The sequence below is a fragment of the Bacillus clarus genome, from assembly GCF_000746925.1.
Classification (GTDB): Bacteria; Bacillota; Bacilli; order Bacillales; family Bacillaceae_G; genus Bacillus_A; species Bacillus_A clarus.
In genome coordinates this window covers 2999570-3024557 of the sequence record NZ_JMQC01000008.1, presented here as the reverse complement: position 1 = coordinate 3024557, position 24988 = coordinate 2999570, and the positions used below count along the sequence as shown (strand labels likewise).

The 24988-nt window shown below is 35.1% G+C and carries 21 protein-coding genes and 2 pseudogenes; 6 read left to right on the top strand and 17 right to left on the bottom strand.

The genetic code is table 11. The annotated features are described in order from the left end of the window. Window positions 1-26 precede the first annotated feature (26 nt). Together DJ93_RS16355 and brnQ1 are read right to left on the bottom strand one after the other, a co-directional pair. On the bottom strand, window positions 27-1742 hold the full coding sequence (locus DJ93_RS16355) for a DUF2339 domain-containing protein (protein WP_042981966.1): 1716 nt from the start codon (window positions 1740-1742) through the stop codon (window positions 27-29). A gap of 169 nt (window positions 1743-1911) precedes the next feature. Further along, complete coding sequence (gene brnQ1, locus DJ93_RS16350; protein ID WP_080743497.1) at window positions 1912-3213, bottom strand: branched-chain amino acid transport system II carrier protein BrnQ1; 1302 nt, start codon at window positions 3211-3213, stop codon at window positions 1912-1914. A 251-nt stretch (window positions 3214-3464) separates the two neighbouring features. Here brnQ1 and DJ93_RS16345 point away from each other — a divergent pair, with 251 nt between their 5' ends. Then, window positions 3465-4850: a peptide MFS transporter gene (locus DJ93_RS16345; protein WP_042981964.1), complete on the top strand. Its 1386-nt coding sequence runs from the start codon at window positions 3465-3467 to the stop codon at window positions 4848-4850. 32 nt (window positions 4851-4882) lie between these two features. Here DJ93_RS16345 and DJ93_RS16340 read toward each other — a convergent pair whose 3' ends face one another. From DJ93_RS16340 to DJ93_RS16325, 4 genes are all read right to left on the bottom strand, one after another. Then, on the bottom strand, window positions 4883-5515 hold the full coding sequence (locus DJ93_RS16340; RefSeq protein ID WP_042981963.1) for a class A sortase: 633 nt from the start codon (window positions 5513-5515) through the stop codon (window positions 4883-4885). 117 nt (window positions 5516-5632) lie between these two features. Beyond that, window positions 5633-6106: a hypothetical protein gene (locus DJ93_RS16335; RefSeq protein ID WP_042981962.1), complete on the bottom strand. Its 474-nt coding sequence runs from the start codon at window positions 6104-6106 to the stop codon at window positions 5633-5635. Next, window positions 6099-6317: a helix-turn-helix transcriptional regulator gene (locus DJ93_RS16330; protein WP_042981960.1), complete on the bottom strand. Its 219-nt coding sequence runs from the start codon at window positions 6315-6317 to the stop codon at window positions 6099-6101. The genes DJ93_RS16335 and DJ93_RS16330 overlap by 8 nt, the downstream gene beginning before the upstream one ends. 112 nt (window positions 6318-6429) lie before the next feature. Continuing rightward, complete coding sequence (locus DJ93_RS16325) at window positions 6430-7692, bottom strand: 3D domain-containing protein (protein WP_042981959.1); 1263 nt, start codon at window positions 7690-7692, stop codon at window positions 6430-6432. A 320-nt stretch (window positions 7693-8012) separates the two neighbouring features. Here DJ93_RS16325 and DJ93_RS30705 point away from each other — a divergent pair. The 4 genes and pseudogenes from DJ93_RS30705 to DJ93_RS16315 all read left to right on the top strand — a co-directional run. Next, a pseudogene (locus DJ93_RS30705) lies at window positions 8013-8126 on the top strand (undecaprenyl-diphosphate phosphatase); the annotation flags it as partial. Continuing rightward, window positions 8108-8236, top strand: a pseudogene (locus DJ93_RS30700) (undecaprenyl-diphosphate phosphatase); the annotation flags it as partial. The pseudogenes DJ93_RS30705 and DJ93_RS30700, both read left to right, overlap by 19 nt. Window positions 8237-8383: 147 nt before the next feature. Further along, entirely contained in the window at window positions 8384-8671 is a 288-nt protein-coding gene (locus tag DJ93_RS16320; RefSeq protein WP_042981958.1) for an antibiotic biosynthesis monooxygenase family protein, read from the top strand. 177 nt (window positions 8672-8848) lie between these two features. After that, entirely contained in the window at window positions 8849-10000 is a 1152-nt protein-coding gene (locus tag DJ93_RS16315; RefSeq protein ID WP_042981956.1) for a VanZ family protein, read from the top strand. A 3-nt stretch (window positions 10001-10003) separates the two neighbouring features. On the opposite strand, the gene DJ93_RS16310 is transcribed toward DJ93_RS16315, so the two are convergent. From DJ93_RS16310 to bdhA, 6 genes are all read right to left on the bottom strand, one after another. Then, a complete protein-coding gene (locus tag DJ93_RS16310; RefSeq protein WP_042981955.1) occupies window positions 10004-11317 on the bottom strand; it encodes a D-arabinono-1,4-lactone oxidase in 1314 nt (437 codons plus the stop codon). Next, window positions 11305-12477 carry an amino acid deaminase/aldolase gene (locus DJ93_RS16305; RefSeq protein WP_042981954.1) on the bottom strand — a complete coding sequence of 391 codons (1173 nt, stop codon included), beginning with the start codon at window positions 12475-12477 and terminating at the stop codon, window positions 11305-11307. Before DJ93_RS16305 ends, DJ93_RS16310 begins: the two co-directional genes overlap by 13 nt. Before the next feature lie 105 nt (window positions 12478-12582). Beyond that, the gene (gene sph, locus DJ93_RS16300) at window positions 12583-13587 is read right to left on the bottom strand and encodes a sphingomyelin phosphodiesterase (RefSeq protein WP_042981953.1); all 1005 of its coding nucleotides are present in this window, start codon (window positions 13585-13587) and stop codon (window positions 12583-12585) included. Between the two features lie 75 nt (window positions 13588-13662). Further along, window positions 13663-14514, bottom strand: coding sequence for a phospholipase CerA (gene cerA / locus DJ93_RS16295; RefSeq protein ID WP_042981951.1), 852 nt, complete (start codon window positions 14512-14514; stop codon window positions 13663-13665). 278 nt (window positions 14515-14792) lie between these two features. Then, entirely contained in the window at window positions 14793-15137 is a 345-nt protein-coding gene (locus DJ93_RS16290) for a potassium channel family protein (RefSeq protein WP_042981950.1), read from the bottom strand. Between the two features lie 115 nt (window positions 15138-15252). Continuing rightward, entirely contained in the window at window positions 15253-16305 is a 1053-nt protein-coding gene (bdhA, locus tag DJ93_RS16285; RefSeq protein ID WP_042981949.1) for a (R,R)-butanediol dehydrogenase, read from the bottom strand. Window positions 16306-16530: 225 nt separating this feature from the next. On the opposite strand from bdhA, the gene DJ93_RS16280 reads away from it, so the two are divergent. Beyond that, window positions 16531-17685 (top strand): MFS transporter, encoded by a 1155-nt coding sequence (locus tag DJ93_RS16280; protein WP_042981948.1) that lies wholly within the window; start codon window positions 16531-16533, stop codon window positions 17683-17685. A gap of 465 nt (window positions 17686-18150) precedes the next feature. Here DJ93_RS16280 and inhA2 read toward each other — a convergent pair whose 3' ends face one another. From inhA2 to DJ93_RS16255, 5 genes are all read right to left on the bottom strand, one after another. Continuing rightward, window positions 18151-20550, bottom strand: a complete 2400-nt coding sequence (gene inhA2 / locus DJ93_RS16275; RefSeq protein WP_042981946.1) for a M6 family metalloprotease immune inhibitor InhA2 — start codon at window positions 20548-20550, stop codon at window positions 18151-18153. A gap of 385 nt (window positions 20551-20935) precedes the next feature. Beyond that, window positions 20936-21583 carry a fructose-6-phosphate aldolase gene (gene fsa, locus DJ93_RS16270; RefSeq protein ID WP_042981945.1) on the bottom strand — a complete coding sequence of 216 codons (648 nt, stop codon included), beginning with the start codon at window positions 21581-21583 and terminating at the stop codon, window positions 20936-20938. 38 nt (window positions 21584-21621) lie between these two features. Then, the gene (gene rbsB / locus DJ93_RS16265; protein WP_042981944.1) at window positions 21622-22545 is read right to left on the bottom strand and encodes a ribose ABC transporter substrate-binding protein RbsB; all 924 of its coding nucleotides are present in this window, start codon (window positions 22543-22545) and stop codon (window positions 21622-21624) included. A gap of 14 nt (window positions 22546-22559) precedes the next feature. Then, window positions 22560-23495: an ABC transporter permease subunit gene (locus tag DJ93_RS16260; protein WP_042981942.1), complete on the bottom strand. Its 936-nt coding sequence runs from the start codon at window positions 23493-23495 to the stop codon at window positions 22560-22562. Window positions 23496-23498: 3 nt separating this feature from the next. Next, on the bottom strand, window positions 23499-24983 hold the full coding sequence (locus DJ93_RS16255; protein WP_042981941.1) for a sugar ABC transporter ATP-binding protein: 1485 nt from the start codon (window positions 24981-24983) through the stop codon (window positions 23499-23501). Window positions 24984-24988 lie beyond the last annotated feature (5 nt).

Sequence of the window (24988 nt, the reverse complement as noted above, 5' to 3'; positions counted from 1 at the left end):
GGTCACTTCACATGCGGATTGCTCTCTTACTTCTCTTTTTCTTTTGAGAAAAACATTCTCGAAATAACAATTCCTATTCCACCAACAATTAAGAATAATACTGCTCGGATCATCATTGAAACTTCTGGTAAATCGAGGAAGAATAACTTCCCTACCGTTACAACTAACACGACTAAACCAGCATATAATACTTCATCCATATTTCGATTCCGTCCAAACCAAACCGCAAATAACGCATATACCATCCATAATAACGATACAGATACACTAATTACGCTTCCGCCGGTAGAAAAAACTTCACCAACTCTAGTAATAGTAATAAATACAATTACCATAAATCCATATAACGCTATAGAATACACATATTTACCGAAGCTTACTAACATTTGTTTCGCTTTTACCATTCCATAATAAAATGTCCCAACTAAAATAAGGTGTGCGACAAAAGCTGCTGAAACAAATTGATCAAACGGACTGAAAATTGTCTGCACCATACCGATCGCATAAACGATAGCGCTTATATACAATTTAATTTCTTGCTTCACTTTAATAGAAGTAGCAATACCAAGGAATCCTTGTAACAGTAAAACGATTGCAGCATTTACTAAACTACACTCATATAAAATCGCTAAACTAAATGACCCCATCGCAAAACCGAATAAAAGATTTGCAAATAGAGACTGCGTATTCTTCCTATATTCAAGTGCGAACATAACACCATGTACAACTGCACTGATTACTAATCCCCACGTTGTAAACTCAGGTATTTTTGAAATAGCTAATATAAAGAAAATTGCATTGGCACTAAATATCGTAACTCGTGGTTGATATATAAAATATCTATCCGTAAGCATATGCCAAAATAACATCATGTGAATTAAGCCATAAACGAACGTTAATTGTACTTGTAAATGTCCTAGTAACATCGACATAATTGCAAAGAAGACAAAGGTTACAAGTGCAGAAACAGCATACGATATCATATATAAATATTTATAACGATTTTTCAGTGCATACCATAACAGACTAATTGTTAATATCGTTTCATATCCAAAGAAAATGTACGAATTAGGTGTTGTACTATTCAATAAAAACGGAACAAAAAAGGCTCCCACTGCTACAAATATAGCAAGGTATTCCGATTGATACCTTTTAGCAAGATAAATACCTAAAATAACCCATATAACGTTTAATACAAACGCGATACTTGCAGGAAGGAAATCATATAAATAATGTGCGGCAAACGTCGTTAACACAATAGCTGTAATACTTCCTCCCGCTAACACTAATCCTAACGCTTGACGCTCCTGCTTTATTTGTATATCCCCTATATAATACAAGCCCACAGATAGCGCCACACCGAACACAATCCGAATTGCTGGTGTTAACAATCCAGCATCGACTCCCGCTTTAAATAACCAAATAACTCCAAGCAACATAATCCCTATGAAAATACGTGGTAACCATGTTTGACAAAACTTTATAATATTAAATGGCTCGGGTTTAAATGCAGATATATCTACTTGTTTTACCTCGGATTCTTTTATAGTTTCCTTTTTAACAACTATCTCTTTTGGCTTTTCATCCATTATTCGTTCATTATATTCTTTCTTTTCTTTACTAAGATTTTGTTCAGTTTTTTCGATTTCTCTTTGTTGCACTTTTAATTCAGAAAGCGCTTCTTGAATCGTTTCAATTGCGATTTCTAGTGCTTCTATTTTTTTATTTAAATCTTGCTTCATTCTCTCCCCCCTCATAACAACTTCTATAAAAAACTATATATTACCAGTTACCTTTATCATACTCTTAGTCTATTCATTTTCAAGAATATTTTTCCAACAATTCATTTAACAGTTATACGCTCTGGAAAAATAAAAAAGGCGCTTTCCTATTCGGAAAACACCTTTTCATCTATTTACTCTTATTTGTACAAATACTAATAATTATACCGAGACATGCGCCTGCAAGAGCTGGCACAATCCATCCTACACCTTCTGTATAAAAAGGAAGGTTTTTCAGCAATGGTGTCCACTTCTCCATTAGTACATTACGATTTAAAACATCTATTCCACTAAATAAAGCTACGATGCCAATTGTTATCGGATATATGCATACATATTTACCGATATATTTATGGAACAAACCTAAAATAATAAGCGTTAACGCAATCGGATAGATGAATCCAAGAATCGGTACTGATACTTTTAAAATTTGTGTTAACCCTAGATTAGCAAGAACCATACTAATAAAACTTAATATAAAGGCCCAAACTTTATAAGACACTTTCGGGAACACGCTCGAGAAAAATTGACTGCTAGATGTAACAAGTCCAATCGAAACACAAAGACAAGCAACAGTGAAAATAATACCTAATAAGACCGTACCACCTTGTCCGAATAATGTCGTCATAACTTGTGCTAATACTTTCGCTCCATTATCAAACTTCCCAAGTGATCCACTAACTGATCCGACATATCCAAGAATGATATAAATAAGAGACAATAAAAGCCCCGCTCCAATACCGGCCATACTCATATATTTCGCTAGGCCTTTGTCATCTTGTACACCTTTTGCACGCAGGGCATTCGCAATAACAATTCCAAAGATCAAAGCTGCTAGTGCGTCCATCGTTAAATAACCATCTAAAAATCCTTGAAACATCGGAGCTTGTCCATAGTTTCCAATCGGCTCTTTCACATCTCCTACCGGAGTAAACATACTCTTTATAAAAATAAGTGCAATCATACATAATAATAATGGCGTTAAAACTTTTCCAAACAACCCCATTAATTTAGATGGAGATAAACTTAGCCAATAGACGATGCTAAAGAAAATGATTGTATAGAGTAGTAATACTACACTCCCTGTCTCCGGAAACAATTGACCTGGTCCCATTTCAAAAGCTAAACTTCCTGCGCGTGGTATCCCAAGCCCTGGTCCGATAAACAAATACACGATACAAGGGAAAATAATTGCAAACGAAGCATGTACTCTACTTGCTAACGTTTGAAAGCTCCCAGCTTTCGCAATTGCAATTACACCTAATATCGGAAGGCCTGTTGCTGATATAATAAAACCTAACAACGCAATCCATACATGTTCCCCTGCTTCATATCCAAGAAAGGGCGGAAATATAAGATTACCCGCACCAAAGAACATGGAGAATAGCATTAAACTAATAAGTAAAATTTCTTTTTTCTGCAAAGATTTCATTTCTCTCTCCTTCTTCAATTTCACATAATACGGAATCCTTTTCATCTTAAGAAACACATGATTAATCGCGTTCTTATAAGATAAACATAGTCCATAGTCTATCACAAAAGAAATACCCATTCTATATTTGTTTTGTTTTCCAATTTCTTCTGAAAAATCGACCTTTATTGACTTTTAATAGTTAATAAAGTAAAATATTAAATATATAAAACTATTAACTTTGTTTTTGTTTGTGTCAGGAGGAAACTTATATGGAATCAGCGATACAACTAGAAAAAGAACAACAAAGAAAAAAGAAACATCCTCCAGGTTTATACTTACTCTTCTTTACAGAAATGTGGGAAAGGTTTAGTTACTATGGATTACGAGGGTTATTAACATTATATTTAACGACAGCTTTAGTAAGCGGTGGTCTTGGGTTTAGTCCAGGATGGGCACTCTCTATTTACGGATTTTACACTGGAGCTTGTTATTTCACTCCATTAATCGGTGGATACTTAACAGACCGTTTTCTAGGTAGACGACGAGCTATCACAATTGGTGGTATAACAATGGCAATCGGTAACCTTACACTGTTCGCCTTACAAAACCAAGTCGGCCTATACCTCGGATTAGCGCTTATTATTATCGGTAATGGATTCTTCAAACCGAATATCTCTACACTTGTTGGGGAGTTATATGAAGAGCACGATCCAAAGCGTGATAGTGCATTTACAATTTTCTATATGGGTATTAACGTAGGTTCATTTTTAGCTCCACTCGTTTGCGGATTTTTATCAGAAAATTTATTCAAAACGACAGTAGACGGCTTTGTTCATTACGGATTCCGTTACGGTTTCTTAGCGGCTTCAATCGGAATGATCATTGGACAAATTTTATTTACAACACTATCTAATCGCTTCCTTGGTGATATCGGTAAAAAACCAACTCGCGATTTACAAACGACAGCTGGACAACAAACAGTAGGAAATACACCTTTAACAAAAAAAGAGAAACAACATACAGCAGTTATCGTCATTTTAACGTGCTTCGTTGTCTTCTTCTGGGCTGGCTTTGAACAAGCTGGTAGTTCATTAACATTATATACAAACAAATTCGTAGACCGTTCTGTGTTCGGGTGGGAAATTCCAACATCTTGGTTCCAATCGGTCAACCCATTATTTATTATTTTACTTGCCCCAGTCATTTCAGCATTATGGGCAAAACTTGCAACTAGCAAACGTGGCGACTTAAAAATACCAACTAAAATGGGACTTGGTATGATTTTACTTGGTATTGGTTATATCGTTCTCGTTATGGCTACATTAAAAACAGGTAGTGACGAACATAACATTACAGAAAAGGCACACTTACTCTTTATCGTCTTCACGTATCTTTTCCATACGCTAGGTGAATTGTTCTTATCACCTGTCGGACTATCAATGGTTAGTTCACTAGCACCAGTAAAACTTGCTTCTTTACTAATGGGTGTATGGCTAGCAAGTTCAGGGATCGCTAACGTTTTAGGCGGACAACTTGCAAGCTTCACAACTTCACTTGGGTATTCTGAAGTATTTACTGTTATCGGCGCTGTAGCTATCGTTTTAGGTTGTGTTTTATTATTAATTTCTAAAAAATTAGTAAAATGGATGGATTAAAAAAGATGAGGAATTTCTCCTCATCTTTTTTATTATTTCTTCGCTTTCTTTTGCACAAGATCACCTGTAACAACAAAACGCTTCGAATTATCTGAAACAGATACACATGTAATAAGAGTTACTTCCTCTTTCCCATGATCTTCTACAACTTCCCACTTATCAGGAGTTACTTCAGATACACCTGTAACAGCATATTCATACTCATTTTCATTGTCATATAAATAAATTTTATCATTCTTTTTTAAAGATGATACATCACTAAATAAGACACCCTTTTTAGACATATTATGTCCTGCTAATGCATAATTCCCTGTTCCCATTACTTGATTTTCTTTTACTGTTGCTGCACCTGATAATAAATTTTTCTCAGTCGATGCTTTTAAAATAGGAATTTCTAATGAAATGCTCGGAATTGAAATACGACCAATTACTTGTTTTTTATCTAACGTTGCGTTCGCTACTTCTGCTAAATCGGGTTGATTAATTTTAGAAGCGTCAACAAATTCCGTTTCATGCTTTTCATATTCCATTTTTTGAACAGCTTGTACATTCTCCGTCTGTGTCTTCTCTGCCTTATACCCATCATAAAATGGCTTTCCGATTAATACACCACCTACAACAAATAGAAGAATTGCTAGTATACTATAAATTCTTTGCTTGTTCATATACAATCCCTTTCCTTTACAAAATCTTACTCCTATACAAAATGATAAAATAATATTGCTATATATACAAGTGTAAGCTAAAAAGAAACCTTCTTGCTGATGCAAGAAGGCTTCACTTTAAGCTATTTTATTTCGATATAAAGACACATGAAAGACTGTCATTTGGATAAAGAAAACACAAAATACAATATATAACGGATATCCTGGAATATATAAATTGAAGATAGGAGAAAAAGTTAAAAATCCAATCGCGAGAATTAACACATACCAGAGTGAAACAAATGTTGTACGACAAGCTCTTTGAGTAATTAACTTTTCACGTTCGTCTTCTTGCGGGAACAATAACGGATACATCCAATATGAAAGCGCCTTATATTTTTTCTTCTGCACTTTATAAAAACCAGTCGTTGCAATGCCTATAACTAATAGTAATACGGATGGTGTGATATTTACCGATACTTCAAATGGTACTTTCTCAGCTTCAATGATATTGGCAAGCTCTATAACACCGTAATACAGTTCAATAAACGTCCAACATGCTAATGCCATAATAAGTACATTTACTAAATAAGAAAATATAAGTCTATTCATTAGCTTTCTCCTCCTTATTTAAAACAAATACCTCTTCCATCTTTAAATCAAATACATCACAAATCGTCAGTGCCAATAGCAATGAAGGAACGTAATCCCCTTTTTCAATTGCGGCGATCGTTTGCCTCGTCACTCCAACTTTCTCAGCTAATACACTTTGCGTAAAATTAAAACGAGCTCTCAATTCCTTTACCTTGTTGTAAATGGTCAATTTTACCACCTCTCACCTTTATTGTATGCTAAGCTTAACAAAATGTAAATTCAACTTAACATTTATTTCACAAAAAAATCCAACCTTACTGATTGTAAAGTTGGATTTCATTTTAATTTAAAATTGTAACTTTAACAGTTCTTCTGCCCCAACTATTAGCTGTAGCTGAATCCGGCATTAATAAATCAATTATATGACCTTTAATCGCACTACCAGTATCTCCAGCAATCGCTGTACCATAACCTTCTACATATACAGTAGAACCTAACGGAATTACAGCTGGATCTACAGCAATTAGTTTCATGTTTGGATTTGCAGTCAAGTTATGCCCTAGCTTAGATTTTACAACTTCACCTGGTTTATAGCCATTTTCAGATGGATCAGCTGTATAAGCAGTCGCTGTTACATAAAACTCTTTTCCACCTTGAGCTGGCTTTGGTTCAGGCTTAGGTTCTGGCTTTGGATTATTATTGCTTGCTACAGGCTCTGCTGGCTTAGTCGCTTGCTCTTGCTTCTGTTTAGCAGCTTGTTCTTCTTTCGCTTTTGCTAACGCTTCTCTTTCAGCTTTGGCAGCTTCTTCAGCTTTTACACGTGCTTCTTCAGCTAGTCTTGCTGCTTCTTGTTCACGAGCAATCGTTTCTTGTACTGCTTTCATATTTGCTTCAATTTTTGTTTTTTCTTGTGCAGCTAAATTGATTTGACTTGCAATCGCATTATATTTTTCTTGAACAGCTTGTAAATTAGCTTGGCGTTTTTTTAAGTTTTCTTGTAAATCAGCTTGTGATTTTGCTAATTTTTGTTTGTCTACTACTAAAGATGCCTCTTTTTCGTCAATTGCTTTCTTATCTTCTTCAATTTGACGAAGATCTTGTTCTTGTAGACGCAAAATCTCTTTATCAGCCTCTAAAATAGTAGATACTGCGTTCATACGTTGTAAGAAATCAGCAAAGTTTTTTGACTCCACAACAACTTCTACTACTAAACTCGTATTCGAGCTATTTTGAACAGAAACCATACGTTTTCTCATAATGTCCTTACGAGCAAGAACTTTATCTTCTAAAACGACAATTTCTTCCTTTTTTTTCTCAATCTGCTTATGTGTTTCATCAATTTTACGTTGAATAGCAGCTTGATCCTCTTTATTCTTTGCAATTGTATTATTTAAATTATGTAGTTCGTTTTCGATACCTTGGATGTCTTTACTAACAGCTTGCTTCTCTTGTTCTTTCTTCTGAATATCATCGTTATTCTGCTGCAATTGCTGTTGCATGTTATTAAGTTTTTCGTCGTTTGACTCTGCTTTTACAGCGACTGTACTAGAAAGACCTATGATTCCTGCTAATACTAGACTACTGATTCGCTTAAAATAGTTCATAATCCGACTCCCTTCTTATACAGTTATACATGATTTATTTTACAGTTTGTTTACAAAACCATTAAATACAGTTTATTTTTCATGACGAAAAAAAGGGAATTATGGCTAAAATGTAATGAATTCTTAAATGTTTAATAATTCTAATATTAATAAGAATAAGTATTAAAAACTAGAAATCCCTTTCTTCACTACCAATCTATTACTTTCTTGTAAATGATTTTATTGTATTCTGAATATTCTTCCGTTCACAATGTCAGTTTGCTATTTTGTTATAATTGAAAAATTGTTTCTTTTAACTAACTATAAACAAGGAGGATGTTATGGAACAATTTTATTATATTTTAAAGTATTTAGTTCTCGGTCTGTTTCAAGGACTAACAGAACCAATTCCAATTTCATCAAGTGGTCATCTCGTTTTAGCACAACATTTGTTATGACGTATATTTCATTAAAATGGTTTATGAACATTATGGCAAAAGGAAATTTAAAGTACTTCTCCTTCTATTGTATTGTCGTAGGTGTACTTACTATCATCTTCCTATAAAGTGATACTTAACATTAACCCGAGTTATTTTCTATCTCTCACTATTTACTTTGAATTTTCTGAATAGTATAATATTAATTAACTTCGTTATCTATCTTTATTTAAAGAATAGCGAAGTTAATCTATTTATATAGAAGGGGTGTTCCTATGTTTATTGTGACTAAACTTGTTCATATTAAATACGGTTATGAAAACGAGATTATAAGTTCTCTACAACGATACCATCCATCATCTGGGACACAGGGTTTTATTAATATAGAATCCTCTCGTATGAAGCGTACCGAGTACGGAGATGAATATATGATTCGCTTACTATGGAAAACACAAAAAGACTATCACGAATGGATTTCCCAAAAAGAAAAAGATATAACATGGAAACAACAGTTTCACAGTTATATCCTCTCTTCAAAATCAAATGCTGCTTATATAAACTAAAAAACCTCTCACTGTTCTTATGCAGTAAGAGGTTTTCTTTTTTAGCAAAAAAACTTCCCTCCTGAAAATACGATTTGCATTCATACAATACTTTCTATACAGCAAAATCGAATGTTTGTTAATTAACCTATTTAAAGCTATAATGAAAAACGTATTTTCTTCGAAAGGAGCCTTATTTTGACAACTTATTTATTTCCAATAAAAACAGCATTCATTCTATTTCCTATTTTAGCAATGCTTCTTTTAATCCCTTTTTTAATATTTAATTATCGAAAATATGGCTATTTAAATAAATGGCGCTCATTTATTTTATACTCTTTATTTCTCTATCTATTAAACGCCTATTTTCTCGTTATTTTACCGTTACCACAAACGTATGATACGTGTAGCCTACAACCGGCTAATACACAACATATGCAGCTCTCTCCATTTTATTTCGTACAAGAGATTAGTAATCATACATCAGCTATTTTAACGAAACCAACTACGTATTTCTATTTATTAAAAGAATCTGCGTTTTTACAAGTAGCTTTTAACGTTCTATTAACCGTTCCGTTCGGTATTTACTTACGTTATTACTTCCGTCGTAGTTTCTTACAGACAATAATCGTTTCATTTTGTCTTTCACTATTCTTCGAAATAACACAAGTAACTGGATTATATGGTATATACAATTGTGCATACCGCTTATTCGATATCGACGATTTATTTTTAAACACATTAGGGGGAGCAATTGGTTTTATCATTGCACCAATATTTACGTACTTCCTTCCTAAAGCAAGTGAATTAGATAGTCGTATTGATTTAAAAACGAAGCCGGTAGGATTTGTACGTCGTTTCATCGCCACGCAAATTGACTGGATTTTCTTATCTATCGTTGTACCTGTCATTAAAAATAAAGGAAACTCTTTCTTTATTTCTAACATTCAATCTTACACAAATATATACGAACTCGTTTTCATTACATGTTCGATCTTTATTTACTTTATCATCATCCCCTATTTCACAAATGGAAAAACAATCGGGAAAGCATTACTTCGTATTCATATTAAAGGCGAGAATGACCGTATAACGCTAAAAGAATTATTCATTCGCTACGGTATATTCTATTTTATTTTAGGAGGAATCAATTATATTCTTTCTAGTAGTTCTATGTTAAATCGTACGGAACCTCTAGTTTTAATGGTTATATTATTATTCCTATTCGTAATTAACAGCCTCTTTATTATTCATGTTTTATTACATGTATTTAGCCGTAATAAATTACTATTTTATGAGCGAATCAGTCGTACAAGAAATGCAATTACACTGAAGAAAGCTGACAAATAATTGTCAGCTTTTTTTCACAACCGAAAATAGATTTTCTACATACGGATTTAAAAACATCCCTGTTTCATCTAATGATTTTCTCATCTTTAGAAACGAATGAAATTCTGGATATATATCTTGTAATTGTTCATACTTTAGCGTATGCATTTTCCCCCAATGCGGGCGACCTTCATATTTACGAAAGATTTGTTCTACCGCTCCAAAATAAGCCGCGTATTTCATACCTTTATACATATGAACAGCAATATACGCTGAATCTCTTCCATACGCTGGACTTAACCATATATCATCCCCCTGCACATAGCGGCATTCAATGGGAAAATGCACTTTATACTTTTTCTTTTCAATAAGATGCGAAATTTCTTCTACGGCAATCTTCATATATTGAGAAGGAATACTATACTCCATTTCATAAAAAGGAACGGTACGAGATGTTGCGAATACTTGATAACTCGGTCCAACTGTTTTCGTGTTTGGTACAGCTTTTGCGGACAGCTGACTAACACTTTTACTGATCGAAGGAAACAACTTACATCCTTTAGATAATAAAGAAAAAGCCATATTTTCGATTAATTCTACCTTTAGTTTATGCCACTTCAAATCAGTTCCTTTACTTACCGTTTCATTTGTAAATTTCACTTGAACTTCGTCTGAATATGGGAAAACAAAGAATTCAAAATGACGGTTCTTCTTATACTCTTCTAATTTATCCATTACAGTAGAAAAGGTTTGTTTTTCACTTTTATAAACGAGTGAATAAGCTGGCATAACTTTCAGTTTCACTTTCACAATAATGCCGAGCATTCCAAGTGATAGCTGAAACGCTTTCCAATATTCATAATTCTCCGTTTCAGAACAAATAATACTCTCTCCTGTAGACAGAACTGCTGTGATTTCTACTACTTGTGTTGATAAACTACCAAATGTAATGCCTGTCCCGTGAGTCCCCGTGCTAATTGCTCCTGCAATAGATTGGGAATCAATATCTCCTAAATTTTCTTGTGCATAACCTTTTTCCTCTAGCAATTTCCCTAAATCATGTAGCTTCGTTCCTGCCCACACTTCTACTGTCATTAACTCATCATTTACATTAACAATTCCCTTTAGTTCATCTAAAGAAACTAAAATTTCTTCCGTTTGAACGAGGGGTGTAAAAGAATGCCCTGAACCGACAACTCGAATTCTCTTTCCTTTTTCTCTTGCAAACTTCACAACTTCTATTACATCTTGTACGCTTTTCGGATAGATCGTATATTGCGGAGTTCCTTCTACATTCCCTGTCCAATTTCTCCATTTCTGTCCCTTTACAGAAAGCATTGGCCATCCCCCCGATATGTTGAATATTCTCCTATAACTTCTCCCTCTTCAATACGATACAAAACAGGAAAGCGCTCACATAATTCTCCAGCTTTACTATGCCGAAACAATATGGCATCCCCTATTTTCATTTGTTCCTCACCTTTATAATAAACTGGCGTTTGCACTTCACCTGCACCTTCTAATATGAATAGCTTTGCACCATTTGGGTCCCAAATCTCAGGTTCTTTATCTTTACCAACTGCACCTGAAGCAATATATCCACCACCTAAACAAGTATAAATATACGGATCCGGCTTACGTACAATCGGCAAAGCAAATCCAACAGCCGGCGCAAATTTCACCTCTTTATAGTAATCAAAAAGTTTAGGTGAATAAAAAGCAGACCCTACCGTAATCTCTGTAACTGAGTTATCTTGCTGAGTTGTTTTTATACTTCCTGTTCCACCTCCATTTACAAATCGAAGCGGAATTCCGCTCTCTCTAATTGCTTGCACGATACTTTCTCTTCTTTCCTTCACTTCCACTGCTGATTTCCTTTTTAAATATGAAACAATTTTATTTTTCATTCCTTGTTTTGGCACATTATCTCCAACGCCAGCAATTTGAGCCTCATACCCCATTACACCATCTATTTCTAGATAAGATGACCTCATCATTTTCTCCACAAGTTTTAAAGCATCAAATACCTGTCTCACTGGCGATCTTTTTACTCCAAAATGAAATGTAAAAAAGCGGCTACTCATATCAATATCAAGACAAACACGAAAACAACCACCTGAATTCTCTGCAATTTCCTCTAAATAAACAATGTGTTCTTCGCAATCTACCATACATGTAATAATGAATCCCTGTTTTGTAAGCAAACTAATCTTTTGCAGTGCTTTCTCATCATATGCAGGATATCCTAGCAAGATATCATTAAATCCTTGCTCTATTAAAAACAAAGCTTCTCTAGGTGAAAAGCACATAATGCCTTGAAAGCAATGATTTGCAGCTAAGATCTGTTTCATAATTGGAACCGATCTTAATGATTTACTTGCTATTCGAATTTTCTTCGTGCCACTTAACTCAACGATGGATTCAATATTTCTCTTTAGCGCCTTTTCATCAAGAAATGCACACGGTAAGGGAACCCCTTTAAAAGTATTTCGATCCACACTGTTCTCTCCTCTTCTACATATGTCTTATACATATTGGAAAGAAAGATTGATTTTCCTGTTTCCAAATAAAAAAAGTTTCTTCATAAAGAAGAAACTTTTTAGTTATTTCATCGAAATAGTCGCCTCTACTGGATAATGATCCGAATAATCACTATACGAATACTTTTGAAACCATGAAGTAACAGTCCATTCTGGAGATTTCGGCTGCAATACTTTATTCTCTACATATAATGGATTTGCATGATCTTTCTCTACCATAATATAGTCTAAATATTCCGCTGGTGCGTTTGGGAAATTGTACTTTGCAATACTATTTGTCGTTGCATCCCAAGTTGCATTATGCCCTATATAAGATGGTATAGAAGTATGCAATGTTTTAAACATAGATGCATACTCTGAATCACTATTGTTCTCAGCATTTATTTTATTGACGTTCATATCGCCACCAATTAACACATACTCGTTACTTGGAATATTTTTATTTTTAATAAACGCTTGAATCTCTTTTAATTGGTTTGTACGTATAGATGCTGGTGAAGTTTTTCCGCACATACTGTCTTCCGCTTGTAAATGCGTTCCAATTACATGAACGAAACGATCATTTTTCTTAATTTTTGTGTATACAAATCCTTTATTCGATAAATTATCTGGACCGCATCCTTTTTCAAATACATATTGAATTTTTTCAGCAATTGGCCATTTACTCACGATTGCAACCCCACCATCTTCTGGAGTTGTTCCCGAATAGTTTCCAAGTGTTTTGTCCCATTCACTTCCATTACTACGGCCTAATACCGCTGTTTGATTTGGATATTCCTTCTTTAAATTTCCTAGCAAACGATCGGATGCATTATTATCAAATACTTCATTTAATATAACAACATCTTGCTTTTTCATATAATCAGCTGTCCCAATTAAATCTGCGCGCTGACTTTGCCCCCAGTTTGGATATAAATTCGTCGATAACATGTACACATTATGCGTCATTACTTTTAATGTATCATTTTGATTTGTGGAAACTTCCGCTTTTACCGATGAACTACTATATAAAACTGTAAAACCAATTCCGAAACTAAGTAGGCCTTTTAACAGTTTACTTTTCGTCATGTGCTACCTCCATTTACTTTATATTGATAAAAAAGGCCAAATACTCTTTTGGAGATTTGACCTTTCTCTTACTTCTTAACGATTTACATACGTATCGAACCAAAGCTGAATATATCCAGCTGTTACACGCTGTGCCTCGATTAAGCGCTTACCAGTCATTGGTGTAACTTCAGCGCGCCATTTATCAGCATAACTTTGTGATACAGCAGCTTTCACAAACCAACTTTTCGTATTACTGTTTACAATACCAGGAAAATCTTGTTTTGCTGCTACCGCAGCTCCATGAATCCAATCTTCAGGATTTGCACCTTTCCAGTTCCAATATCCATTTCCATCCGTTACTTTATAATTATCTTTTATTGTATCTACAAAGTTTTCATATTTAGAATGAAAGCCTTGTGGGTAAGAAATATTTGTGAAGTTTGCTGCATGCATCGGTTGGTTTACATCTCCTAAGTAGTGAAGAGATAGTCCTAAATAGAAGAATGCTTGTTTCATATCTTTATTTTTATAAGACTCACCAGCTAGTTTAAAATACTTAGCTCCAGTTTCCTTTGCTTGTTTTGCAAATGGAATATATGTACTTCCATCATCAGGATCATAGAAATGAGACGCAAATGTACTATTATCATAATAAGGATTTTCATAATCAGCAGAATAAATACCGTTCTCTAAATCTGTGCGCCATTCATTTAATAATGCAACTTGATCTTGCTTTACAAGTGTCATATTACGAGACATAATATCAATTGCACGATTTACAATCCATAAATGAGAGTTTACACCTTCTGTATGTTTATCCTCAGCAGACCAATACTGAATAATGTTTACTCTATTTCCTCCATCATTTTCCTGCGCAAATGCTACACTTTGTAACGGAGCTACTAACGTAATAGCTGCTGCTAGAGCAAGTACTTTCTTTTTCATCTGAAATCCTCCATTTTATAATTAAATTATTGTAAACATGTTGTTTAGGATTCTATGATGTTGTCTGGTTAACCTATGATTAGAATATCCCACCTTTCATAAATTTTATATCATTAAATCTAAATATAAAAACATTCATATCATCATAACTCTATACATTGTGAATATAATGATTGAATGCTCTTACATTGTAATAAAGAATTGTTAAGGTATTACAAATCTATTTCTAAATTATTGTAAAAAAAATAAAAGCAATCGAGATTTGAATCCGATTGCTTTTACTCTTTTCTCCTACTTGATAATACACTTGGTAATTGTACATTTACCGCTAACTTATGAATAAATCCAAACACGAATCCAATTCCAGTAAAAATGTACAATATCGTAAAAATCTTCCCAAAATCAGTTTGGGGACTAAAATCTCCGTAACCGACAGTCTTCAATGTCACAACACTAAAATATAATGCATCAATAGGTCGTAATCCTTCAACAGTACTATAAAAAATAGTACCTGATATTAACATTAAAATTGTTAATACAAATAATACTTGAAATTTTTTATCTTTCCACGCTCGTAAACAAGCTTTTAACATCCGTTTCAAAGTAAGCAAAAATGAAACCATGTAACTCTCCTCCCCTAAAAACAGCCTTGGTCAAAGGAAAGTCTATCATTTTTCAATCCATAAAAAAAATAGCCTTCCTCTATTTCTTGAAAAAGGCTACTTTCTTCTATATATATTATTTAGGTGAAACAAGAATTTTCACTTGTGTTTTATCTTTTACAAGTGCTTCGAAACCTTCTTCGACAACTTGATCCACTGTAATTTTTTTCGTAATTAATTTCTCTGCTTGAATTTGGCCAGAGCTAATTAATTTAATAACAGATGGGAATATGTGACGATATCCAAGAATACCAACAACTTCTTTCTCTTTTAATACTAAGTTATTTGGCGTAATTGTTGCGTCTTTTTCCCATACACTAACGATAACAGTTTGTCCTTCAAAACTTGTACTTTCAATTGCTTGACGAAGTACAACTTCAACACCTGTTACTTCAAAGCTAACATTTACGCCTAAGCCATTTGTTAAGTTACGAATTTCGCCTAGTACGTCTTGTGTCGCTGGATTTAATACGTAATCAGCACCTGCTAATTTCGCTAATTCTTGACGCTCTTTAGAAAGTTCCACTGCTATAACAGGAGTTGCCCCTGCTGCTTTTGCTGCTTGGATTACAAGAAGTCCAATTGGACCACAACCAAATACCGCTACAGCTTCCCCTTCTTTTAATTTACTTTGACGTACCGCATGAACTGCCACTGCTGCTGGTTCTACAAGCGCACCTTGTTCGTACGTCATTTCATCTGGAATATGGTGAACCATATCTTCTGGTACTACTGTGTATTCAGAGAAACCACCGCCGTCTCCACCAAGACCGTGGAAAACAAGTTGTTCACAAACATTGTAATGTCCATGTTTACAAGCTTCACATTTACCACAAGAATAAATTGGCTCTACAACAACGCGGTCTCCAACTTTATGAGACGTAACTCCTTCACCGATTTCCATTACCTCACCACTAAACTCATGACCTAAAATAACCGGTGCTTTCACATGTGTTAATGGATGTTCTTCTGTTGGAATAAATATTGGTCCTGCTAAATATTCATGCAGGTCTGTTCCACAAATACCACACCATTTAATTTTAATTTTCACTGCTCCTGGTCGTACAGTTGGTTCTGGTACTTCTTCTACTCGTACATCACGTTGATTATGCCAAAGTAATGCTTTCATTTTATACATCCCTCTCTATGTATATACTTAACCTGGTGAAGTTTACGAATCTATTATAATACTTCTATCCATATATTTCAAAAAAACAACCTCATTTCCACTAATTTTTAACAAATAACGTTCAATATTTTGTCACTTTGTACTTTTTTCCACATCTGTTAATTCAATTTCATTGCAGTTGAAATTAGCATTATGCCATAATAGCATAGGAGAGGTGAATATCGCTTGAAATATTTTATTTACTTTATTGTTATCGTAGCGTTTTTAGATACATTTTCACAATTACCTATTATGAGTACTTACGCTCAAAGTCTCGGAGGAACTCCTCTTATCATCGGACTTGTTGTCGGTATGTACTCATTCGCTAATATGATCGGTAATATTATTGCTGGCGCTGCTGTCGATAAATTTGGTGCAAAAAAAATACTTTATATAAGTATGGGAATTACGAGTTTCATAGTCTTGCTATACACGGTTGTACAAAGTGGTGAACAGCTATTAGTTGTCCGCTTTATGCACGGATTTAGTGATGGATTTTTAATTCCTGCTGCCTTTACATTTTTATCGAAACAAACGAATTCAACAAAACAAGGAAAAGCAATGGCTCTATCTGGCGCAGCCGTCGGAACCGCGGCAATCGTTGGTCCTGCTTTCAGCGGTATTATGAAAGCAACAGCTGGCGTACAATGGGTTTTCATTACAATTTCTATTTTAATGGTTCTTGGTACAATCGTATCTTTATTCCTCTTACCAAATAACGTATCAAGAAAAGATACATCGAGAACACAAATGATGAACAAAGAGGATATGATGGAACTACTAAAATCAGAGCCATTATTACAAGCATATATCGGTGCTTTCACTTTAATGTTCTCACAAGGAATTGTCACATATATGTTACCAGTAAAAGTTGAGGCTCTAGCGCTTAAAGCATCTACAACAGGGATGATGTTAAGCATGTTCGGAATTACTGCCATCCTCTTCTTCTTACTACCAACAAATCGTATTTATGACCGATTTAACCGATCAAAATTAATGTTGATCGGTATTACAGTCATGGCATTAGCATTAGCATTACTTGGACTATTTGCAACAAAAAGCATGCTCTTCATCGTGATGATGATTTACGGAATTGGATTCGCTATCCTCTTTCCATCTATTAATGCTTTACTCGTTGAAAATACGACAGACGATAACCGTGGTAAAGCATTCGGATTATTTTATGCATTCTTCTCATTAGGAGTAGTTGCTGGCTCCTTTACTGTCGGAGCTATCGGAGCATCACCTAGCGCAAGTTTTGTTATCGGCACAGCATTCTTATTAACATTTGCCGGAATGATTTATGTCAGAGGAAAAGCAAAAAAGACAATGATGGGTTAATTCCATCATTGTCTTTTTTTTAATGCATATTGATATAATCCGTAATATAGCGGAATAGTTAGAATGACACCAATTCATTTAAATATAAAAGGTAATTGTCTTTCTTCGTCCTCGTATATACGCAAGCCAAAAATTAAAACAATCGTCCATATTACACTAAAAATAAAAACAACTTTCCAAGCAATCGGGCTCAATATTTGTATATCAAAAGCAAATCCAAATAGTCCAATTCATATAATAATAGAGATAAACTTATGTATAAAAGCAATACTACTTTTTTCTTTTAAAAAGAAAGTTGATAAATACCGACGATACTTCGACAATTTCCCTGGAAATATTTCTTTTCCCCACATGATTTGATGCACTACATACAGATAAAAACTTGTATTACATAAACTAAAATAATAACTTAATGTACAAATAAAAAACACAGTCTCCATATAAAGACTGTGTTTTTTATTTGCATTAACGTTGAATCCAAACTGCACCTGCTGACTTATCATCTGCTTGTCCAACTACTTGGAATTTCAGTCCTAACTTGGGAACCTTGCGCCCTGCATCAGGAATTTGTGCATTACTATATACTTTTGAATCATCAAAAGTTGTTACACCTTGCAAACCAGAATATTTAAATTGTCCACGTGTAAATGAATTTACATTCCATGCAGGCGTCTGATCAAATGAGAACGCAGCATCTGCAATTTGCATTCCAGTGTTACCGTATGCTGGTTTCCCATTTAAATTTCCAACAATCGCTTCTGGATGAGAGTCAACAACACCAAGGAATCCTTCACCAGGATGCACCCCAACCCAGTTATCTTTGAAACTATCGTCTGCATACCAAACAACAAGACCTGTATTATATACTGGGCCTCTTCCCACTTTTAATCCGTTATCTGATCCAGCATAGTTTCTCCACTCTAAGTAGTAATAATGAGGTTTCTTTTCTGTTCCATCAGAAACAACAAATCCGTTCAACTTCATTTTAGATTGTCCTTCTGCATCATCTGAAAATACTACTTGTCCATCAACAGTTACATTTACATTATCCATCGCAAACCCTTTATACGTTAAAGCTGGATCTGTAATATAGTCAAATTGTAGTTTAACTTTCTTCCCTTTAAATTGACTTAAATCATATGATTTATCAATCCATTTCCCATTTGTCGTATCTTTATCCTCTTGTACTATCTTTTCGCCTAATCTATCAATCAATGTTTTTGTTCCATCTTCTGTTACAGCATGAACTTCAATGAAATCACATTCTGCTTCCAGTTCATAATTTGCTTTATAATCAAATTTCGCATTTGTTCCTTTTGTTAAATCAAAGAATGGTGTTTCTAATGTAGTATGCATATCATCGCCTCTTGTACTGTAGTATGCATGCTCTCCAAATCCAGGTTTAATTGTTTCAATACTTTTTCCTGGTAAGTTAACACGTACAACACCTGGACGATTTGATTTCGTAACACTTTGATCAATATATGTAGGGACCCCTACACCACGCTTAATTTTATCGTAATCTACTTCTAAAATTTTCGCCCAGTTTCCGTCCATGTTCTTTTGCAAGAAATCTTTATTTTGTGGCGAAAAACTTGTCGGCTCTGTCCCTGCAATTCTTCCTGTCCAGCTACCGCCACTCATTAATGACCACGCTTCAACAGGTGATCCAGTTCCAGTGTACTTCGTGTCATATTCATCCGGTAAACCAAGGTCATGACCAAATTCATGTGCGAATACACCAACTGCTCCATCTTCAGGTTCAATTGTGTAATCATGCGCCGCTACTTTTCCATCCCAATAAGGCACCTTTGATGTTGTTCCTTCAATAGCTACTGGATCCCTTGCTAATTTAGAACGATGTGACCAAATGGCATCATCACCTAATTTACCACCACCAGCTTCTTGACCAACACCAGCGTGAATTACCATTAAGTGATCAATTACACCATCAGGTTCATTTTGATTGCCATCACCATTTGTATCGTATCTGTCGAACTGATCAAATTGAGATAAATCTAATCCCTTCTCAGCAGCCGCCTTTAAAGCTTCTTTCACTAAATCACGTGCACCTTTTGGCCCTTTATTATCATGACCACTGCTGCCATCCGCTCCGTAATCAGCAGCTTTTCCTGGAACAGTTAGCCACTCCGTTACATATCCGTCTGTCGTATAACTACCACCAGACTGCTCTTCATAATATTGTTTAAATGTTTTTACTTTCGAACCATCAAATAGTGTAAACGGTTCGTTACCAAATAACATTTTTTGATAATGTTCTCTACTAAAGTCTTTCGAATACATATAACCTGGTTGTTGTTCAATATTATTATGTTTATAATCACTAAACTCAACGAGTAACACTAGAACTTTATCTGTACGTACAGTTCCGTTATATGGCGCTTGTTTCGCTTTAGATGTTGGAACTTTGCCGTCTAATTGCTTTTTATTTGGTTCCGGAGTTTTCTCTGGCGCCACATTTTGTATAGATTCCTTCACCTTTTCCTTTTCTTCCATTTTTGTCTCTTTTACTTTTTTTACGAAATCAGATGCTTCTTTAGCTGGATCTCCTGGAAGAATTTCCTTATTCGGCTGATCGCCTTTCTTTTTTTCAATATAGTTCTCTACAGCTTTTTTCGTTTCTTCTTTAGAAGCTCCTGGATTAATTGTTCCTCTTTCCTTTAAAGCTTCGGCTAAACGATCCTCTTGAATTAAATTATGATCAATCGGAGTTGTTGATACACTTTCTTTTCCCTTTGCTGGCGTTTCTGCATAAGCTGATGGTGTACTAAATACTACTGTACATCCAAGCAATGTAGTAATTGCTAATGATGATAACACTTTAAATGGTGCTTTTCTGCTCATTATTGATTCCTCCTCTAATACTAGTTTTAAAATTCAGATAAATGAAATTACATAAAATAAATGCTGTAATCTAATCTTAAATCTCTCCTGTCTATCCTCCCTCGTATATAAAAAGACATAATTCTATAAATGATGGTTTTTCGTTTATAGAATCATGTCCTCCAGTTGTCTGGTCAGACTCTTTATCGTTCCTTTTCTTCTGTCGAAAAAACACAAAATAAAGAGTTATTTGTTATATATTAAATAGCTTATATAACAAATTTAAAAGATAATATGCAAAATTGCATGAAAATTCTTTAACATTCTTAAGATTACAAAAAAAACCTATTATTAGCAAGATGCTAATAATAGGTTTTTAAAATTTTCCTATTGATAAATCTTCTGTTTATTTCTCCTGTGTTTTCTCCCAATCAGCTAGGAATTTCTCAATGCCTTGATCTGTTAACGGGTGCTTCACTAATGAAGCAATTACGTTTGCTGGGATAGTTGCAATATGTGCACCATTTAATGCTGCATCTGTTACGTGAACACTGTGACGTACAGATGCTGCAATAATTTCTGTTTCAATACCGTGAATTGCAAAGATTTCTGCGATTTGACGGATTAAATCCATACCATTATGACCGATATCATCTAGGCGACCTAAAAATGGTGAAACGTATGTTGCACCAGCACGAGCTGCAAGTAATGCTTGAACTGCTGAGAATACTAATGTAACGTTTGTACGAATACCTAAGTCAGAAAATGCTTTTACTGCTTTTAAACCTTCCGTTGTCATTGGTACTTTTACAACAACGTTTGGAGCAATCTTCGCTAATTCTTTTCCTTCTTCAATCATTTTATCAGCCTCTAAGCTAATTACTTCTGCGCTTACAGGACCTTCTACAACGCCACAAATTTCACGAATACGCTCATGAAAATCTACGCCTTCTTTTGCTACAAGAGATGGGTTTGTCGTTACTCCTGCTAATACACCTAAATCATTTGCCTCTTTAATTTCGTTAATGTTTGCTGTATCGATAAAAAATTTCATTTGTTATTCTTCCTTCCTAATTTTCATTTTATATTTATTTATTTTTTCTTAATAAGCTCTAATTCAATCGGAATAAATTTGTCCACTTTTTTGCCCTGATGAATCTCTTTTGCTGTCTCCATCGCCTTCTCTCCGATTAATTCCGGTTTTTGAGCGACTGTTGCTGCCATACGCCCATCGTTAACCGCTTTTACAGCATCGTCTGTTGCATCAAATCCAACAACTACCACATCTGTTTTACCAGCCGATTTTAATGCCTCAAGCGCACCTAATGCCATTTCATCGTTATGAGCAAATACTGCTTTTATATCGCTATTCGCTTGCAAAATATTTTCCATAACGGATAACCCTTTCGCACGGTCAAAATCAGCTGCCTGTTTTGCTACTACTTTTAAAGACTTATCAGCTACTTTATGGAATCCTTTCCCACGTTCACGAGCAGCAGAGGATCCAGGGATTCCTTCTAACTCAGCAACGTTTGCTCCTTCGCCAACTAATTCACGAATGTAGTCACTAGCCATCTGACCACCTTCTACATTATTTGAAGCGATATGAGAAACAACTTTACCTGAATTTGCAACTCGGTCTACTGTAATAACAGGAACATTCGCTGCATTTGCTGCACTCACTGCTGAAGCAACAGCATCTGAATCGGTTGGATTAATAACAACTACATCGACACCTTTTTGAATTAAATCTTCAACATCGTTTGTTTGCTTCGCTGCATCATTTTGCGCATCAACAGCAATCAACTCAATGCCGCTATCTTTCGCTCTTTTTTCTGCACCTTTTTTCAACGTGACGAAAAATGGATTATTTAAAGTTGAAACAGAAAATCCAACTTTAATAGTTTTAGTTCGACTTTTATCGCTAGAATCCTTTGCCCATTCTGGTGGTTCCATTGAACAACCAGCGGTAACTATCATGATACATGCAACAAGTATAAGCAACCATTTTTTCATGAACTATCCCTCCATTACGCTTTTTTTCGACGATCAATTAGTACAGCAAGTAAGATTACAAGCCCTTTTACAACTTGTTGAAAGAAAGAAGATACGCCTAATAAATTTAAACCGTTATTTAGCACACCAATGATAAGTACACCGATAAATGTACCAACAATCCATCCTCTTCCACCAGAAAGACTCGTTCCTCCTAGTACAACTGCAGCAATTGCGTCTAATTCGTAAGAAGTACCAGCAGTCGGCTGTGCAGAATCTAATCGTGATGTTAATACAATACCTGCAAGCGCTGCCAAAATTCCGGAAAGACCATAAATCATTACTTTTATTCTTGTAACATTAATACCTGATAATGCTGCTGCTTCTTCATTTCCACCAATTGCAAACGTACGGCGACCAAACGTTGTTTTCTTTAAAATAAAGTACAGTACTGCGAAAGCAATCATCATTGTAACAGCTGGTACTGGAATACCAAGGAAATAACCACGGCCAAACATTTGGAACATTAAGTGATCACCAAGGCCAGTGATCGGACGTCCGTCCATATAAACAAGTGTCAGCCCACGAAAAATAGTCATCGTTGCTAATGTTGCAATAAATGGCGCTACTTTCCCCTTCGCAATGATGATACCGTTTATAATCCCCATTACAAGACCAGCAAGTAATCCGACTGCCATTGCAAGGAACGGATCCATGCCACTTGCCATCATTCCAGCAACAAGTGCACTTGATAATGCTAAAATAGAACCTACCGATAAGTCAATACCCCCTGTTAAAATAACGAAGGTCATTCCAAATGCAATGAGTGCATTAATCGATACTTGGCGCATTATATTAAATAAATTTGGAATTTCAATAAACGCTGGATTTAATGCCGTAATCACTACAACGATAAGCACCAGTCCAATTAAAGAACCTAGTTGTTGCAATATATTCCCCTTCTTAGCCATATCTTACTCCCCCCCTGTAGCTAGTGCCATAATAGACTCTTGCGATGCCTGATTTTTCTCTAAAATACCACCGACTTTTCCTTCATGAATTACGAGAACACGATCGCTCATCCCTAAAACTTCTGGAAGTTCAGACGATACCATAATGACGGCGTCCCCTTGTGTTGTAAGCTTATTCATAATCGAGTAAATCTCTTTTTTAGCCCCAACATCAACGCCTCGCGTTGGCTCATCTAAAATGAGTAATTGAGGATGAATACCGAGCCACTTTGCAATTACAATCTTTTGCTGATTCCCACCAGAAAGAGATTTTACAGCTTGTTCTCCATTTGCCGCTTTCACATTAAGAAGCTTCATCATATCCTCTGTAAATTGCTGTTCTACATCTTTATTAACGACGCTTCCTTTTGAAAGACTTTCTAAATTTGGTAAAGCTAAATTTTCACGAATAGAAAAATCTAACACAAGTCCTTCTGATTTTCTATCCTCTGTAATAAAGGCAATTCGTTGTCTAATCGCATCAATTGGACTATCAATTTTCACTTCTTGTCCATTCACAAAGATTTGTCCCGAGTCTAGAGGTTCATATCCAAATATTGCTTTCATAATATCTGTGCGTCCAGCTCCCATCAAGCCAGCTACGCCAAGGATTTCACCTTTTCTAACTTGAAACGAAATATTTTCAAATTTCCCCTTTTTCGTTCCGTTACGCATTTCAAAAATCACTTCACCAATTTGACTATTTCGCTCTGGATAACGTTCTCCAATACTTCGACCAACCATCATACTAACCACTTCATCAAATGATGTTTCTGGAATTAATTTCTTTCCTACGTATTCTCCATCACGCAAAATTGTAATAGCGTCACAAATTGAAAAGATTTCTTCCATGCGATGTGAAATATAAACGAATGAAACTCCCTCTTTCCGTAATTTATTAATAACAATAAAGAGTGTTTCAATTTCACGATCCGTCAGTGCCGCTGTAGGTTCATCCATAATAATAACGCTCGCATTTGTCATTAACGCCTTACCGATTTCAATAATTTGCTGTTGTCCAACTGATAATTCACCGGCTGGCGTAGCACCTTTCACATGAAGGCCGAGATCCGATAATTGCTGCTGAGCGATTGCGTTCATTTGACGCGTGCGTAAAATTCCTGTTTTCCCATACATTAACTCTTTCCCAAGAAACATATTTTCAGCAACCGTTAAATTCGGTAAAATATTCAATTCTTGATGAATAAATGCAATTCCATACTCTTCTGCTTCTTTCGCACTTTTAAAAGTTCGTTCTTGCCCATCAATTGCGACTTGCCCACTATCTTTTTTATATACACCTGTTAAAATCTTCATGAGCGTCGATTTACCCGCTCCATTTTCCCCCATCAATGCATGGACTTCTCCTGTTTCAATCGTAAACTGTGCGTTTTTTAAAACAGGATTGCCATTGAACGCTTTTGAAATGTTTTTCATTTCAATATGCATTCTCA

Coding starts and splice junctions, on each gene's coding strand:
- DJ93_RS16355 (WP_042981966.1), bottom strand. CDS start 1,742: ATGAAGCAAGATTTAAATAAAAAAATAGAAGCACTAGAAATCGCAATT.
- brnQ1 (WP_080743497.1), bottom strand. CDS start 3,213: ATGAAATCTTTGCAGAAAAAAGAAATTTTACTTATTAGTTTAATGCTA.
- DJ93_RS16345 (WP_042981964.1), top strand. CDS start 3,465: ATGGAATCAGCGATACAACTAGAAAAAGAACAACAAAGAAAAAAGAAA.
- DJ93_RS16340 (WP_042981963.1), bottom strand. CDS start 5,515: ATGAACAAGCAAAGAATTTATAGTATACTAGCAATTCTTCTATTTGTT.
- DJ93_RS16335 (WP_042981962.1), bottom strand. CDS start 6,106: ATGAATAGACTTATATTTTCTTATTTAGTAAATGTACTTATTATGGCA.
- DJ93_RS16325 (WP_042981959.1), bottom strand. CDS start 7,692: ATGAACTATTTTAAGCGAATCAGTAGTCTAGTATTAGCAGGAATCATA.
- DJ93_RS16320 (WP_042981958.1), top strand. CDS start 8,384: ATGTTTATTGTGACTAAACTTGTTCATATTAAATACGGTTATGAAAAC.
- DJ93_RS16310 (WP_042981955.1), bottom strand. CDS start 11,317: ATGCTTTCTGTAAAGGGACAGAAATGGAGAAATTGGACAGGGAATGTA.
- sph (WP_042981953.1), bottom strand. CDS start 13,587: ATGACGAAAAGTAAACTGTTAAAAGGCCTACTTAGTTTCGGAATTGGT.
- cerA (WP_042981951.1), bottom strand. CDS start 14,514: ATGAAAAAGAAAGTACTTGCTCTAGCAGCAGCTATTACGTTAGTAGCT.
- DJ93_RS16290 (WP_042981950.1), bottom strand. CDS start 15,137: ATGGTTTCATTTTTGCTTACTTTGAAACGGATGTTAAAAGCTTGTTTA.
- bdhA (WP_042981949.1), bottom strand. CDS start 16,305: ATGAAAGCATTACTTTGGCATAATCAACGTGATGTACGAGTAGAAGAA.
- inhA2 (WP_042981946.1), bottom strand. CDS start 20,550: ATGAGCAGAAAAGCACCATTTAAAGTGTTATCATCATTAGCAATTACT.
- fsa (WP_042981945.1), bottom strand. CDS start 21,583: ATGAAATTTTTTATCGATACAGCAAACATTAACGAAATTAAAGAGGCA.
- rbsB (WP_042981944.1), bottom strand. CDS start 22,545: ATGAAAAAATGGTTGCTTATACTTGTTGCATGTATCATGATAGTTACC.
- DJ93_RS16260 (WP_042981942.1), bottom strand. CDS start 23,495: ATGGCTAAGAAGGGGAATATATTGCAACAACTAGGTTCTTTAATTGGA.
- DJ93_RS16255 (WP_042981941.1), bottom strand. CDS start 24,983: ATGCATATTGAAATGAAAAACATTTCAAAAGCGTTCAATGGCAATCCT.